This window comes from Pseudomonas sp. LBUM1664 (assembly GCF_059695895.1).
This window is the reverse complement of sequence record NZ_CP166791.1, coordinates 6,004,361-6,018,616: the sequence shown is the minus strand read 5'-3', so window position 1 is coordinate 6,018,616 and position 14,256 is coordinate 6,004,361. Positions and strand designations below refer to the sequence as shown.

The window sequence follows — 14,256 nt, the reverse complement described above, 5'->3', positions numbered from 1 at the left end:
CGAGACTACCCTGCTGCCATTGAATCTTCACGGCTAGCGGAGCCACCATGACCACTGTTCATTATATCTACGACCCGCTGTGCGGCTGGTGCTACGGCGCCAAACCGCTGGTGCAGGCCGCCCGGGCTGTGCTGCCGGTAATCGCCCATGGCGGCGGCATGATGACGGGCGCCAATCGCCAAAATGTATCGCCGCAGTTACGCAATTACGTGATGCCTCACGACCAGCGCATCGCCGAATACACCGGTCAGCCGTTTGGCCAGGCCTATTTCGAAGGCCTGCTGCGCGACGACAGCGCGGTGTTCGACTCGGCGCCACCGACTGCGGCCATCCTCGCTGCCGAACAACTCGGTGGCCGAGGCCTGGAACTGCTGGGGCGCCTGCAAACCGCACACTACGTCGAAGGTCGGCGCATTGCTGACGAAACCGTGCTGCTGGAACTCGCCCAATCCATCGGCCTCCAAACCCAGCCGTTCCAGTCGGCGTTCAATGCAGCCGACGTGCAAGGGCATATCAAGGCCAGCCGCGCCTTGCTGGCCAGGGTCGGCGGCCAGGGTTTCCCGACCTTTGCCCTGGAGCAAGAGGGCCGGTTAACGCTAATCGACATCGGCCCCTGGTTCGGCAAACCCGAGGCATTTGCCGACTGGTTGAGGGGTGCCCTGCCGGCGCAGACATCTACCCCAGCGCCTGCGGCTTGCGGGCTGGACGGCTGTTCTGTTTGAGCGGTTCTTAGACGTTTTTCGCCTAATTACAGACGATTAACGAAATTGACACAATGTTGAGGGGGCGACTAGGATTCGTCCACGCCTGTGGCAAACAGCCATGACTCTTAAATAATAAAAAGGCCCGACACGATCACTCGTGGCCGGGCCTTTTCATTATTTCAGGAGCAAGAGTCCGAAAAAGAGTGCAACAAGCGCCGTTTCGGCTGCCAGTCGCAGTGCGTATCAACCCGTACAAGGAAAATAAACATGTTGAACAAACGCATTGGTCTGATCGCACTGGGGATTTTGAGCACAACACAAGCCATGGCTAACGACCAGGCTGAGTCCAAGGGCTTCGTTGAAGACAGCAGCTTGAAAGTGCTGCTGCGCAACGCTTACATCAACCGCGACTATAAAGACGGCAACAAAGACAAGGCCGAATGGGGCCAGGCGGCCATCGGTACGTTCTCGTCCGGTTTCACCCAGGGCACCGTGGGGGTGGGGGTGGACGCCTTCGGCCTGTACGCGCTGCGTCTGGACGGCGGCAAGGGTCGCAGCGGTGCCGGCGGCATCGACTTCTTCAAGCAAGGCGACAGTGGCAACGCGGCCGATGACCTGTCCAAGTTTGGCGCAGCGATCAAATTCCGCGTCTCCAATACCGTACTGGCCTACGGCGACCAGATGCCGGCCCTGCCGGTGCTGAGCTATGACAACTCGCGCCTGCTGCCGGAAAGCTACACCGGCACGCTGATCACTTCCAAAGAGATCAAGGGCCTGGAACTGAACGCCGGTCGTTTCACCGCCGAGTCGCGCAAGAGCGCCGAAGGCCGGGACAGCGGTGGCCTGAAGTCGATCAACGTATTGGGCGGCAGCTATCAGTTCACCGAGCAGTTCAAGGCTTCGCTCTACGCTTCGGACGTCGAAGACGTATTAAAGAAGCAATACGTGAACGCCAACTACGTGTTCCCGCTGGCCAAGGATCAATCCCTGACCCTGGACTTCAACGGCTATCGCACCAAGCTGGATAACAGCTACGTTCGCGAAAACAACGTCACCGGCGACGACAACAAGATCTGGAGCCTGGCCGCCACCTTCGCCACAGGTGCGCACAGCTTCACGCTCGCTCATCAGCGCAGCACCGGCGACAGCAACCTGGGTTACGCCTATGGCGGCTATCAGCGTGAGCAGAATCGTGTGGGTGACGGCGGTAACACGATCTACCTGGCCAACTCCTACTGGTCCGACTTCAACGCTGAAGACGAACGCAGCTGGCAGCTGGGTTATGGCCTGGATTTCACCACTTTCGGTGTACCGGGCCTGACCTACAACGTCGCTTACGTGCGTGGCGATAACATCACCACGTCCACCAGCGAAGGCGGCACTGAGCGCGAGATCTTCAACCAGTTCAAGTACGTGGTCCAGAACGGCCCGGCCAAGGACCTGAGCGTAAGGTTGCGCAGCTCGGTGCTGCGTGTGTCGCAAAAATCCAGCGAGTACAACGTCAGCGGTAATGAGCTGCGGGTGTTCGTGGACTACCCGATCAACGTCTTCTGACGCCTGGTCGCGTTACGAGCGCCGGATAAAAACCTCGAGCTTCGGCTCGGGGTTTTTTTATGGCCGTTGGCGCAAAAAATCCATTGGAATGACCTGTTAACCCAAGAAGAAGTCGCACTCATTAAACTTTAAACGCCGTTTCAAGTACGGCTTTAAATGCCTCAAATACTTTCTCATGGACGTAAATCCTGCACCCACTAGATTAGGCCGCTCAATGCAGCGGAGACTTATACAAAATGATCGTTCTGAACAGGGAAGTGGGCGAAGCGCTAAGGCGTGACAAATACGTCAACGTCCGCGGTGGAGACTTCAACCTCTACGGTCATTTCGGCGACTTTGTCCGGCTGACCAAAAGCTGGGAAAACATGGAGCCCGACAGTTACTACGGCCAGTCCGAGTCAGGCATGCGTTTTCGCCGCTACAGCGACTTCGAATACAACCCCATGACCCGTGAGCTCAAGCAGCTTGAGCACCGGGCCTACATGCAGTCCAAGGCCAACAACAGCTACGTCGGCGGACTGGAACGGCATTTCCAGGATTTCTCCAACGAAGTGATCAACTCGCCCGTGATGCGAAGCCTGATCGACACGGACTTCGAGGTGTACAAGAACGTCCTGCCGCAAGATCTGCACGATGAAATCTGGCAGTGCCAGATCCATCAGATCCGCATCGAGATCAAACCGGGCAAGCAGCTGGAAATCACGCCTGAAGGTATCCATTGCGACGGCTATCCGTTCAGCGGCGTGCACTTCTGGGGCCGCCATAACGTGGCTGGCGCAGAAAGCCGCCTGTACTCTGCCCAGGAAGAGCAATTGGCGGCGATTACCTACGAGGACATCCTCGACACCACGTTCTTCCTCGACCGCGACATGCGCCATTACGTCACCCCGGCTCGAAACGTCCACAGCCATGAAATGGCGTACCGGCAGATCCTGGCCATTTCCTTCTCGCGGCCGGGGACCGCTTTCGACATTGTTCGCTGAACGGCTCGAGCCCATGGACGACTCGGCGCAGCAGGTTCTGTTGCGTCGGGCCATGGTCAGGGACGCCGAACGACTGGAGCAGTTTTTTCGCGGTTTCGACGAAGTGTCGTTCTGCGAATGGCAGGATGCCCGATTCTTGCGCAGCGTATTGTTACAGGACACCACCACCGCGTACCTGGCCGTCGATGCCAACGGCGAAGTGGTGGGCGCGGTGATGGGTGGCATACTTGGCACCCGCGGCACGATCAATCACCTGGCGGTCAGCCCGAGGCATCGCACCCGAGGCCTGGGCCAGCGCCTGGTGGAAGCGGCATCGGCCGACATGAAACGGGTCGGCGTGCTGCGCATGTTCCTTTTTGTCGACGATGCTAATCTGGCCGGCAAGCGTTTCTGGGCTGCCCAGGGGTTCTGTGAGCCTCGAGGTGAAATCACTTTCGAGAGGGATTTATGAACAAGACTTCCAGCCAACCGCTGGTGGTCGAACCACAAGCCTCGCGTACCTTTGCTGAAGCCAGTCCGGTGGTAGCGGGTTATTTCACGGTTTCGTTTGTGTTCGGTCTGATGGCGGTCAACGCCGGCCTGCCCCTGTGGCTGCCGGTGGCGATGTGCCTGTTCGTCTACGCGGGCGCTTCGCAATTCGCGGCGCTGGCGTTGATCTCCAGCGGGGCTTCGCTGACCACCATCGTGCTCACCACGTTCTTGATCAATGCGCGGCACATGCTGATGTCGGTCTACATGGCCAAGGCCCTGCGTGCGCTGGGGCTCAGTCGTTTCGAGCGCTGGTGCTACGCGTCGGGGCTCACGGACGAATCGTTCGCCTTCCACAGCGTCAAGCTCGGCAGCGGGGCGCCGGTGAGTGTGCGCTACCTGATCGGCTTCAACCTTTTCTGCCACACGTCCTGGGTGCTCGGCGGCTTGTTGGGCGCCGTATGCGCGCAATACGCGGCGCACCTGATCAAGTATCAACTCGACTACGCCCTGACCGCGATGATGCTCTACGTGCTGGTTTCGCTGTGCAACACCCGTAACAAACTGATCGCTGCCTTGGCGGCTGTCGTCTGCATGGGCGGGCTGAGCCTGCTGGGCAGCTCGCCGTTCAACGTTTTCATTGCCACGTTCGTTGGCTGCGGGGTGGGCGTATGCCTGACCAAACGTTCCTGATCCTGGTCGTTGCGCTGATGATGGCCGTGACCTTCCTGCCTCGCGCCTTACCGCTGCAGGTCAACACGGAAAACTGGCCGCCCTTTGTCGCCCGAGCCTTGGAATACCTGCCGGTGGCGATCGTGGCTGCCATCAGCCTCACCCCGCTGCTGATCAAGGATCAGCACATACAACTCGACCGCCCGGAATTTTATGCCGCGATTCCGACGCTGTTATGTGCGTACTTCAGCCGCAACCTGTTTCTCAGTGTGGCGGTGGGTACGGCGGCGTACATCGCGCTCGGTTCGTTCCTGTAGCGTCAGGTCCACCACATCGTGCAGCGCCTGCTGGGACAATTCCGAATTGTTTACCGCCAGGCGCACTTCGAGAAAGTCCTCGAAGTCCGGGAAAATTGCCAGACCGTTGCGCAGCGCCGCCTCCCGAGACACCAGCCCCAAGCCATCGAGCTGAGTGATCAACGACAACGTCAGTGTTTCACTGCAGGAATACACCATCCGCTGGCTCGACCCGTACTCACCCAGGCCTGCATCGAGAAAACGAAGGAAGCTGTGGGAATACGGACATTCTTCTGCCGGGCGCACCTGAAACTTGTGGCCGAGCAAGCCGAGGGAGTCGTCCTCGTCGCCACAATGGGCACCGACCACCTGCACCTGTACATCCGGCATCGTAATGCTGGAAAAACCGTTCTGCTGCTGGCCGATCAGGATCGCCAGGTCAAAGTCTTCGTTCTTGAGCTTGCTCAGGTTCTCCATCGACTCGGCGTAACTGAACTCCAACTGATACTGGGGGAAAACCGCGATCAACCGATCGATCATCCGCCGGTTGAATTCCGCCGGCAGAGTGGTATTGAGCGCCACTTTCAGTGTGAGCTGGCGAGGCGTCTTGAGCGCCGCGACTTTCTCTTCCAACTGCTGGGTGGCCACCAGCACCTGATCCATGAAAGGGGTGAGCTCCGAGCCTTGGTTCGTCAACGTCAGGCCCTTGTTCGAACGTCGGAACAACCGGAAACCGAACTGCTCTTCGACCTTGTTCAACTGCGCCGCCAATGCCTGCACTGTGAGGCACGAATGCTCGGCCGCCGCCGACAACGAGCCGGTCTGCACAATGCGCATGAGGTTGCGTAAGGTTCTGCTATCCATGGGGTAATGCCCTCTGCTTAAGTGGGCTCGCTATTGGTGTGCACCTGGCCGGGCCAGGCAATGCATGCTGGCTATCATCATGCACCTTTTTATGATTGTCGCGATTTTGTAGTGAAAAGCTCCGGGGAGCTGATGGTTGGAGCTTATGCGGGATTTGGTTTTTTTGCCCGGTCTATGGTGCAGCAACTTCTAAAAATACGTTTGCGAATAAAAAATTATAAATTATCCGTATCTGTATTATCCTCTAGGCATCATCCAGTAACAAAGGAGCCCAAACCTAATGGCTACTTCCTCCATCACCCTCAACGCCCAGCAACAATTGGATTCCCCGGACGCGGGTCGAGTCGCGTTGAAGTTTTTCTTCAACCTCATGGCGCTGTGGGGCTGCACGGTCGAACAGCAGCGCACGCTATTGGGTAAAGTCGGCAACACGACGTTCTACAAGTACAAACAATTACCTGAAAACGTAAAGCTGCCTCGCGATACGTTGGAGCGTATTTCCTACCTGATGGGCATTCACAAGGCGCTGAGCATCATTTTCAGCAACAGCCGGGATCGCGCGTATCAATGGGTTAGCAGCCCCAACACCGCTGCGCCGTTCAACGGCCAGTCGGCGCTGTCCTATATGTTGGCCGGGCGGGTGGTGGACATTGCCGATGTACGGCGATACCTCGACGGAGTGCGCGGCTGATGACGCCACCACTGGCGGACCCGCGATGGAAACACGCCTATCGAATCGTCAACAGCAGCTTCCCGCCGATCACGCTGTTCGAAGACGTGCTCGACCCCGACGACCTGCCCACCGCCTATGCCCTGGAAGCGCTGACCAATGACCGGCTCATGGCCGAGGCCGGCGTATTGACCCGGGTGCGTCCCGAAGACCGCGTTTCCGGGCCCGGGTCCTCGCCCGTGATGGCGGCGTTTACCCACATCGGCAAAAGCAGCCGCTTCAGCGACGGCACCTTCGGCGTCTACTACGCCGCCAGCAGCCAGGAAGCCGCCATTGCCGAGACCTGCTACCACCAGGCGCGATTCCTCGGGGCTACCAACGAACCGGACCTGGAGTTGACCATGCGCACCTACGTCAACAAGGTCATCCAACCCCTGCACGACATCCGCCAAGACTACCCCCATCTGCACAATCCGGACCCCGCCGCTTACGGCCCGTCCCAGGTGTTCGCCCGGCAACTGCGCGAAACACTGTCGTGGGGGCTGCTCTACAACAGCGTGCGCCTGCCCGGCCATGAATGCGTCGCCGCGTTTCGCCCGCCGGCGGTTTCGATTCCGGTGCAGGGCAAGCATATTCGGTATGTCTGGAGTGCGCAGAAGCGGGAGATTTCGTTCGTGTTTGAGGTGAGTCAGGTGTGAGGCTGGGCTTTATTGAGTTTTATGGCTGGGCAATAATTTTCAATAATCCGCGATTGTTGGAAGAGGGCTGCTGCGCAGCCCAGCGGGGATAAATCCCCTCGCCACAAAAAGTGCCCTGATTGATCAGATCTTGAACTGTTGCACCGAAGCCTGCATTGAGCCCGCCGCGTCGTTCAGTTGATCCGCCGTTTGTGTCAGGTTGTGAATAGAGCGGGTGTTCTCTCGGGATTGCTCGGCAATCGACTCCACCCGCTGAGCCATTTCATCGCTGGCCTTGGACTGCTCGGCAATCGTTTGAGAAATTTCCTCCACCACTTCGGCGGCATGCCGGGCACCGGTGCGGATTTCGCTGATGGACACCCCAGCTTGCTGGGCCAGGTTCACACCTTCATCCACGCGGCTGACGCAAGCCTGCATATTCGCCACCGCATCCCGTGCGCTGGTCTGGATGCGCTCGATCATCGCGGTGATTTCCTGGGTGGACTGAGTTGTGCGTGCCGCCAGGTTGCGCACTTCATCGGCCACCACCGCAAAGCCGCGGCCCGCCTCGCCGGCGCGAGCGGCTTCGATGGCGGCGTTGAGGGCCAGCAGGTTGGTTTGCTCGGCGATGCTCTTGATCACCTGGATGATGGAATGAATGTCTTCGGACGAAGCGTCCAGCGCCGTGATCTTGCTGGACGACTGATTAACCACTTCGGCGATCCGGTTCATGCCTTCCACCACCCCGAGAATCACTTGCCCACCGCTGCTCGCCAGGTGCTCGGACTGCGCCGAAATCGTCCGCGCGCTGTCGGCGTGTTGGTTGATCTGGCTGATGTTCGCAATCATCTGCTCCATGCTCGCCGCCATGCTGGTAGCGCTGTGGGCCTGCTGATCGGCGCTGGACACAATCTGCCGCGCCGTGTCGCCCAAGGTCCTGGACGTACCATGCAACTCATCGCTTTGGCCGCGAATCGTGGCGATCATCTGCCGCAGATTGGCCTGCATTTGCTCGATCACGCCCTGCAACTGGCCCAGCTCATCTTTGCTATGAGTACCCATCGAACGCTGCAAATCCCCTTCGGAAATCGCCTGGGTGTTGATGAGGATTTTATTCAGCGGCGTGAGCACAGCCTTGACAAGGCTCCACGACAACAGCGCCAGCGCCACGCACGTGGCCAGCAGCGTCGCGATCAGCCAGCGCCCGGAGGTTTGAATACTACGGTCCTGAAACTCACGGGAGGCCTGCGCCTGGTTTTCGATCAACTCGCTTACTGCTTCATTGCGCTCCTCCAGCGCTGAAAACGCCCCATCGAACTCTGCCCGCAACGCATGACCATCCTGGTCGCCGCTCAGTGCCTTACCGATTACCTGCTTCGCCTTATCGATGTAGGTGTCGGCTTGGGGTTTCAACTCGGTAATGGCCTTGGCGACAGTCTGCGGCAACTTCGCCTCGGCGTTCTCGGCAATCACCTTACGCATCCGCTGCGAATGCTCGTCAAAAGCCTCCGTCACCTCCTTGGCCCCTTGAGCATCCCCAGGTGCCACGAGCAACGCGGCCAACACATCGCCACGAATGGCGTCGTGCATCATGTCCGCCTCCATGTGCTTGCGCATGGCCGAAATACTGGTCTCATTCTGCGCCAGGGCCTCGGTCATGGAGTGATAACCCCACAACCCGATACCGCCGAGCAATAGCGCAAAAAACATACTGACCAATCCCGAACCTATGATCTTGGTGCGGATCTTCATCGCTTACTGCTCCTGGGGCGGGGTTTTCTGGGGCAAGTGTAGTTGAGCGCCAGCGGAGCCTTGTGACAGGCGGGGCTGTTATGAGTGGGTATCGGCGGAAAAACGATTAGATTAAGTAAAAGTTCCGCAGAGCTGTTGTGGCGAGTGAGCTTGCTCGCGCTGGGGGGGCGAAGCAGCCCTCCTTAACCGAAGGACTCCCATCAGACAAACGCGCCTTGCCCGTTTATACGTCGACGCCGTATAGCCTCCTCATGAACACGATTATCGAAACCGAAATTTTCAAGCGTTATGCTGAATTCATCTGGGACGATGGCGAACGTCATGAATTTTTGTTTGGCTGGCGGCCAATCCGCTGGTCGGCGACGTAGTTCCTGGTAGTGGAGGCTTGCGAAAGGTACGTTGGTCCCGCAGCGGGATGGGCAAACGAGGTGGAACACGTGTCATTTATTACAACACGCTTGCCGAAGGCTCTATTTGGTTGCTGATCGCCTATACCAAGGCGAAATTCGACAATCTACCCGCAGCCTTCCTCAAGCAACTGAAGGAGGAAATCAGCAATGGTCAATGAACTGGAGCAGTTCCAGCAAGACTTGTTGGATTCTGTACGTCAAATGAAAGCCGGTAAAACGGCTCGTGTGACAGAAGTGCCTCTGTCAGCTGCCGCCGAAGCTCGAGCAAAAGTGGGCATTTCTCAAAATGCATTCGCCAAACTGCTTGGAGTCAGTTTGCGAACGTTGCAGGATTGGGAGCAGGGGCGCCGACAGCCAACGGGAGCCGCGCAAACATTGTTGCGAATCGCGACTCAGCATCCTGAAGCCCTGCGTGATTTGCAGGCGGTTTGACCCACCCCTGACAACTTATAACGCGTCCAATGTTGCCCCGCTCAAGTGAGCAGCATTGGACCTCCCGCCGGCCTAAGTTGGCATATTCCCCGGCGCCTCCAGCACCTTCATCACATCATCAATCACCGCTTTGCTTATGTCCTGGAGATAACACGACGCCCAGGCATACCGATCCGTACCGCGAATCATCGCCGCGTCCTCGGCCAACAGCTTGGCGACATGGAGCAGGTCGGAGGCATGGGACAGCGCTTCGCCGATGGGGACGCCGCTGTTGACGCGCAAGAGTGGACGGTCGGAGTGGATGGAGAAGGGGGTTAGGCCTGGGGTTTTGAGGTCTTGCAGGTTTGGCATTGTCTGGCTCCTTGACTGTGAGAGCCGCAACCGTCCTTTCCTACGGGATTGGGTGGCGGCCGTGCACGGGGTAGGAAAACCGGGAATCAAGGTACCCGGCACACCCGAAGGTGTCCCGCGCACAGCCGCCATAAAGCATTATCGCAGACACAAAAAAAGCGCCTGCAATAGTAAGCGGGGCGCTGCTGCTGCGCCTTGATTACTTCGGGTTTCCTACGCCCGGTCGCTGAATTTGCAGCGACCGTTGGAGAGTAGCGGTCGGGTAGGGAGGGTGCAATCGTGGCGAGGTGGTGGCTTGGTGAGATTCAGCCGGATAGGAAGAGAGCAGATATTTCGGTGATCTACTCATCGCGAGCAGGCTCGCTCCCACGGGGTCCAGTGTGTGGACAAAAAGTGGTGACCCCAAAAACAACAAAGCCCCTGCATTTCTGTAAGGGCTTTGTTTTGTATGGCACCAGGAGTCGAATAGAAAAATAACTGTCTGTTTTGCAAAAAATTATGGCTGTTTCAAAAAAAATATACCTCTACGATTATCCTAATACAGCACGTATTTTATGAGGTAGCAGGGCTCATATCGCTCCAATAATTCCCCGGTTTAGGGTGATTGCATATGATTACAAAGGCCGTGAAAAGTAAGCGTCAAGGGCTTCCGTGAGTATTGACTGAGCATCCAACATCTCTTGGCTAGGCTCGTTCACTGAACGGCTAAACCGCTTCCGAGCCCAGCTGAAAAAAGAAGGACCATCAATAGTAGGTTCATTGTGTTCCACCAAATATAATTTGGTCACAGACGCGTATCTTGGAAAAACATGGAAATGCAGTTCAGGATTTAACTCAGAAATACGCATTATGTATATCTTTTCAGGAGAGAAAGCACTTTGTAAGGCCCGTTCCGCAAACGCTAAACCATTCATCAATTCTGTACCTTCAGCCGAGCTGAGCTCCCCGAGTTTAGATACGGTCCGTTTAAACGAAATTATCATATAGCCAGGAATTTCACAGTCTCGACAGTGAGAGATTTCGATGTATTTTCCCGAGTAAATTTTTTGCGCTGACATGACTACCCTCCCATGAACCATCCATGATTAACGTGCAAGGTCTGCCCGGTCAAGCTCATGCCGGAGGTAAGCAAAAAATTGAGAGTGTTCACAATTTCTTCAGGGGTGCCAAGCTGATGACTGGGTATTTGCTCCTTCAGGTTTTTGATGAAGCTTTCGTCGAATTTGCCCATCCCACCAGAAACCGCACCGGGAGCAATAGCGTAGACCGGGACATTCGATTCGCTGAATTCTCGCGCCAATGACTTTGTCAAATTTATCACGCCAGCTTTTGATGCACTGTAGTGTGCTGCTGATACGCTATAGGGAAATATTTGGTTAGTGTCAACGCCAGAGCCAGTGACCCCCATCATGGAGGCAATATTTACAATTTTCCCTTTATCGCGTTTGAGCATATCGAAGAAATATTTACACATCAAAAAAACACTTTTTAAATTAGTTTCCATTACGAGGTCCCACTCATCATCATCGATACTCAGGGCCGGTATTCGCATGCCATTGGATAGCTTTGGAGAAATACCCGCGTTATTGATCAGTACGTCAATACCCTTAAATCTATTTTGGAGCACCCGTGACGCTTGTATCACTTCTTGGGGTGAAGTGATGTTAACGGTTAGTGCAAGGACTTGACTTTCAGGGTATTCTCTTTGGATCTTCGATTGAAGAGCATCCAGATTGTTTTTGTGAGTATCAATGATTACTAAATTATAACCCAGACCTGCCAAATGGGAGGATATGCATGTGCCAATTGTACCTCCCGCACCCGTTACCACTGCGGTAAAGTGTTCTGAATGCATGACTTATGCTCCTATCTGGTGCAATGTTGAAGTATAAGAATTAAGCACGGATTCAATGTGGTACTGTGATGCTGAGTCCTTGTTCAATACCTCCAGACTGACTGGAGCGTTTACACCCATTTCCCGAAGAGTTTTAAAAAACTGATTAAGAGGAAAGTCGCCCAGTCCAGGTGCTACTCGATAGCCGCGGGTTATTTCGATCAATGATAGCTTTGAAAAAAGATCGGTGTCTCTAAGTAGGTCATTGCCATGGATTAGAAAGATTTTTTCCGGTGGTATCCTCTTAAGCGCGTCCAAGTCCGGGTCCCCCATAAAGAAATGATAGGTATCTAAAAGGATGCCTACATTATCTCGGTCAACAACGGCAATTAACTCCTGTAACTTTGTGATTGAGGGAATCTCCGTCCAAGGTAGGAATTCGATTGCTAGGGAAAGGCCCTCCTGCTCTAGCTTTTCTGCTAACTTACTGATGTTCTCTCGGTAAAGAGACGGTTGAAGATCTTCTCCAAATGTCGCAGCCGTGAGAAAGGGCGCCCCGAATAGCTTCGCATAATAAATACCTCTCGAAATTTCATGTTGCAATTTAGGATTCTCATAGTCATGAGTAAAAAGACATCTTAAGAAGTTAATCTCAATTACGTCGACATTTTTTGTCTGCAATAGAGATTTTAGCTCCTGAGGGTCTGCATTTGCCTGATGAAACCAAAGATCAAGCTTTTCGAACCAAAAACCAATTCCAGAAAATTGCGAATTGGATATCAGGTCTATTTTTTCCAACGGCGACATATCAAATCCGAAACTACCTTCGTTAATATAAATTTTCATCGGTTAAACCTCCAATATCTCAAAACATTTTTTTATAATGCCAGGTGTATTAAGTGTGTGAAATTCTAAAGCCCGGTCATAGGTTTGATTTCGGACAATCGGATCACCAACCCCCAAGCAATGTATTCGGCTACCGGACTGTCTCGCGGCTGACAGAAAACCTATATAGGCCCCTACTCCGCAGAAAGCCAAGTGCTCTTCTACGATCAGCAGGTGTTGGTAACTGCCCAAATACGCTTGAGTTTGTGACTGCAAGCGCTTAACGTCCAAGTTGCTCAATGGATATACTGGGATATCAAGTTTTAGAGTCGAATTAATATTTTTTGAGGCTAATAAACTTCGTTTCACCGACTGGCCTGTCGCGAGTATCGCTAGCGCCTTGGAGTCGTTGAGTGTGGAATAGTCAAAGGCCATATAGTCGTCGAGATAATCGCCATCGGGGAGCGGATTCTCAATTCTTAAATATGACGGACCCATATACTCAAGCGCATCTTCAAGGCAGCGCTCCGCACTGGGAACACTGTAAGGCGAATATATGTTTAGGTTCGGTAGTGATCGGGTGACGTTAATGTCGTCTATTTGTAAGTGTGTATATCCTTGGTCGGAGTAATAGAGGCCACACCAAAGACCAACAAATATAATCTTGAGCTTGTTTTCGCAAATTATTGAGCGAAACTGTTCATACGCTCGGTACAATAAAAAGGTAGAAATTCCAAACACAAATACCGTTGCCCCTTCTCGGGCAAGTCCAGAAGCGACATCGAAGGCGTTTTGTTCAGCCACTCCTACGTCGATAAAACGATGCCCCAGTCGGCTCTTGAAAACGTGAAGATTTGAAGAGATAGCCGAGTCTACGGCCACAACGTAAATATCCGAGATTTCGGCGTTTAAAATAATATAGTTATTGATGATATCTCTCAAATCCCTCATCTGTGCGCTTCCTAAATTTATAATGTTCAGTGAAAATCCAATTCTTGTTTTACAAAATCCAATTCCAATTTGGTCGGAACTCTATAGTGCCAGCTGAGATCTTTTGCGCAAAAGCTGATGCCGTGCCCTTTAATCGTATGAGCGATCAGCACAGAAGGACCTTCAGTATTTTTTTGCTTGATGGAAGTTATAGTATCAATGATCTCTTTTGTATTATGTCCATCCACACTGAATACGTTGCATCCAAATGAAGTTAGCTTGTCAATCAAAGGCTCGATATTCATTACCGAGGCTGTAGTACCGTCAATTTGTACTTTATTGTAGTTAATAATGATGATGAGATTGCTGATCGAGAAATGGGCGGCAGCCATGATGCCCTCCCAATTACTTCCTTCATCAAGTTCGCCGTCACCTACAACCACATATAGCGTATCCCCTACGACTGCGTTAAATTTTTTGTGCAGGCCCATTCCAACAGCCATTGAAATTCCATGGCCGAGAGAGCCAGAAGTCATGTCTGAAAATGGTAGGTCTGTATTAGGGAACATTGTTAAATTTGAGCCTTCCTTTAAAAAATCAGTAAGTTTAAAATCTGGCGTTTTTAATGTGTGTTGCACGCAATATAGAGCTAACGCACCTTGGCAGGAGCTTAGTAAAAATCTATCATGTGGTGGTTTGTAGTGAGTGGAAAAGATAGACCATAAAATTTCCACCATTGATAGCGAAGAGGCAATATGTCCACCTCCCGCTTCGTGGCATAGTTTGAAAATCTGATAACGGATATCTTTTTCAATTCGGCCAAGCATATGAAAT

17 protein-coding genes and 1 pseudogene are annotated in these 14,256 nt (G+C 53.9%); 10 read left to right on the top strand and 8 right to left on the bottom strand.

What is annotated here, in order from left to right; translation table 11 throughout:
* The first annotated feature begins 47 nt into the window (after positions 1 to 47).
* The 6 genes from ACA047_RS27965 to ACA047_RS27940 all read left to right on the top strand — a co-directional run bounded on the left by ACA047_RS27965 (position 48) and on the right by ACA047_RS27940 (position 4,698).
* Entirely contained in the window at positions 48 to 722 is a 675-nt protein-coding gene (locus ACA047_RS27965) for a DsbA family protein (RefSeq protein ID WP_497354967.1), read from the top strand.
* Positions 723 to 971: 249 nt separating this feature from the next.
* Positions 972 to 2,258 carry an OprD family porin gene (locus ACA047_RS27960; RefSeq protein WP_497354965.1) on the top strand — a complete coding sequence of 429 codons (1,287 nt, stop codon included), beginning with the start codon at positions 972 to 974 and terminating at the stop codon, positions 2,256 to 2,258.
* Positions 2,259 to 2,494: 236 nt separating this feature from the next.
* Entirely contained in the window at positions 2,495 to 3,241 is a 747-nt protein-coding gene (locus tag ACA047_RS27955; protein ID WP_497354963.1) for a 2OG-Fe dioxygenase family protein, read from the top strand.
* A gap of 13 nt (positions 3,242 to 3,254) precedes the next feature.
* Entirely contained in the window at positions 3,255 to 3,692 is a 438-nt protein-coding gene (locus tag ACA047_RS27950) for a GNAT family N-acetyltransferase (RefSeq protein WP_497354961.1), read from the top strand.
* Entirely contained in the window at positions 3,689 to 4,402 is a 714-nt protein-coding gene (locus ACA047_RS27945) for an AzlC family ABC transporter permease (RefSeq protein ID WP_497354959.1), read from the top strand. Before ACA047_RS27950 ends, ACA047_RS27945 begins: the two co-directional genes overlap by 4 nt.
* Positions 4,381 to 4,698, top strand: coding sequence for an AzlD domain-containing protein (locus tag ACA047_RS27940; protein WP_497354957.1), 318 nt, complete (start codon positions 4,381 to 4,383; stop codon positions 4,696 to 4,698). Before ACA047_RS27945 ends, ACA047_RS27940 begins: the two co-directional genes overlap by 22 nt.
* Here the strand turns inward: ACA047_RS27940 and ACA047_RS27935 are convergent.
* Positions 4,615 to 5,541: a LysR family transcriptional regulator gene (locus tag ACA047_RS27935; RefSeq protein ID WP_497354955.1), complete on the bottom strand. Its 927-nt coding sequence runs from the start codon at positions 5,539 to 5,541 to the stop codon at positions 4,615 to 4,617. The two genes, ACA047_RS27940 and ACA047_RS27935, sit on opposite strands and share 84 nt — an antisense overlap.
* Before the next feature lie 280 nt (positions 5,542 to 5,821).
* Between ACA047_RS27935 and ACA047_RS27930 the strand changes: the two genes are divergently transcribed.
* Both ACA047_RS27930 and ACA047_RS27925 read left to right on the top strand, forming a co-directional pair.
* Positions 5,822 to 6,232: an MbcA/ParS/Xre antitoxin family protein gene (locus ACA047_RS27930; RefSeq protein ID WP_497354953.1), complete on the top strand. Its 411-nt coding sequence runs from the start codon at positions 5,822 to 5,824 to the stop codon at positions 6,230 to 6,232.
* Positions 6,232 to 6,909 (top strand): RES family NAD+ phosphorylase, encoded by a 678-nt coding sequence (locus ACA047_RS27925; protein WP_497354951.1) that lies wholly within the window; start codon positions 6,232 to 6,234, stop codon positions 6,907 to 6,909. The genes ACA047_RS27930 and ACA047_RS27925 overlap by 1 nt, the downstream gene beginning before the upstream one ends.
* 123 nt (positions 6,910 to 7,032) lie before the next feature.
* Here ACA047_RS27925 and ACA047_RS27920 read toward each other — a convergent pair whose 3' ends face one another.
* Positions 7,033 to 8,640: a methyl-accepting chemotaxis protein gene (locus ACA047_RS27920; protein WP_497354949.1), complete on the bottom strand. Its 1,608-nt coding sequence runs from the start codon at positions 8,638 to 8,640 to the stop codon at positions 7,033 to 7,035.
* Positions 8,641 to 8,891: 251 nt separating this feature from the next.
* On the opposite strand from ACA047_RS27920, the pseudogene ACA047_RS27915 reads away from it, so the two are divergent.
* Positions 8,892 to 9,208 (top strand): annotated as a pseudogene (locus ACA047_RS27915) (transcriptional regulator).
* Positions 9,198 to 9,482 (top strand): helix-turn-helix domain-containing protein, encoded by a 285-nt coding sequence (locus ACA047_RS27910; protein ID WP_497354947.1) that lies wholly within the window; start codon positions 9,198 to 9,200, stop codon positions 9,480 to 9,482. Before ACA047_RS27915 ends, ACA047_RS27910 begins: the two are co-directional and overlap by 11 nt.
* A gap of 72 nt (positions 9,483 to 9,554) precedes the next feature.
* Here ACA047_RS27910 and ACA047_RS27905 read toward each other — a convergent pair whose 3' ends face one another.
* The 6 genes from ACA047_RS27905 to ACA047_RS27880 form a co-directional block, all read right to left on the bottom strand.
* A complete protein-coding gene (locus ACA047_RS27905; RefSeq protein ID WP_497354945.1) occupies positions 9,555 to 9,833 on the bottom strand; it encodes a DUF3077 domain-containing protein in 279 nt (92 codons plus the stop codon).
* A 614-nt stretch (positions 9,834 to 10,447) separates the two neighbouring features.
* A complete protein-coding gene (locus ACA047_RS27900; protein WP_497354943.1) occupies positions 10,448 to 10,891 on the bottom strand; it encodes an HIT family protein in 444 nt (147 codons plus the stop codon).
* Positions 10,892 to 10,893: 2 nt separating this feature from the next.
* Positions 10,894 to 11,688, bottom strand: coding sequence for an SDR family NAD(P)-dependent oxidoreductase (locus ACA047_RS27895; protein ID WP_497354941.1), 795 nt, complete (start codon positions 11,686 to 11,688; stop codon positions 10,894 to 10,896).
* Positions 11,689 to 11,691: 3 nt separating this feature from the next.
* A complete protein-coding gene (locus ACA047_RS27890; protein ID WP_497354939.1) occupies positions 11,692 to 12,513 on the bottom strand; it encodes a sugar phosphate isomerase/epimerase family protein in 822 nt (273 codons plus the stop codon).
* Positions 12,514 to 12,516: 3 nt separating this feature from the next.
* Positions 12,517 to 13,443, bottom strand: a complete 927-nt coding sequence (locus tag ACA047_RS27885; RefSeq protein ID WP_497354937.1) for a transketolase family protein — start codon at positions 13,441 to 13,443, stop codon at positions 12,517 to 12,519.
* A 26-nt stretch (positions 13,444 to 13,469) separates the two neighbouring features.
* Entirely contained in the window at positions 13,470 to 14,249 is a 780-nt protein-coding gene (locus ACA047_RS27880; RefSeq protein ID WP_497354936.1) for a thiamine pyrophosphate-binding protein, read from the bottom strand.
* Between the last annotated feature and the right edge of the window lie 7 nt (positions 14,250 to 14,256).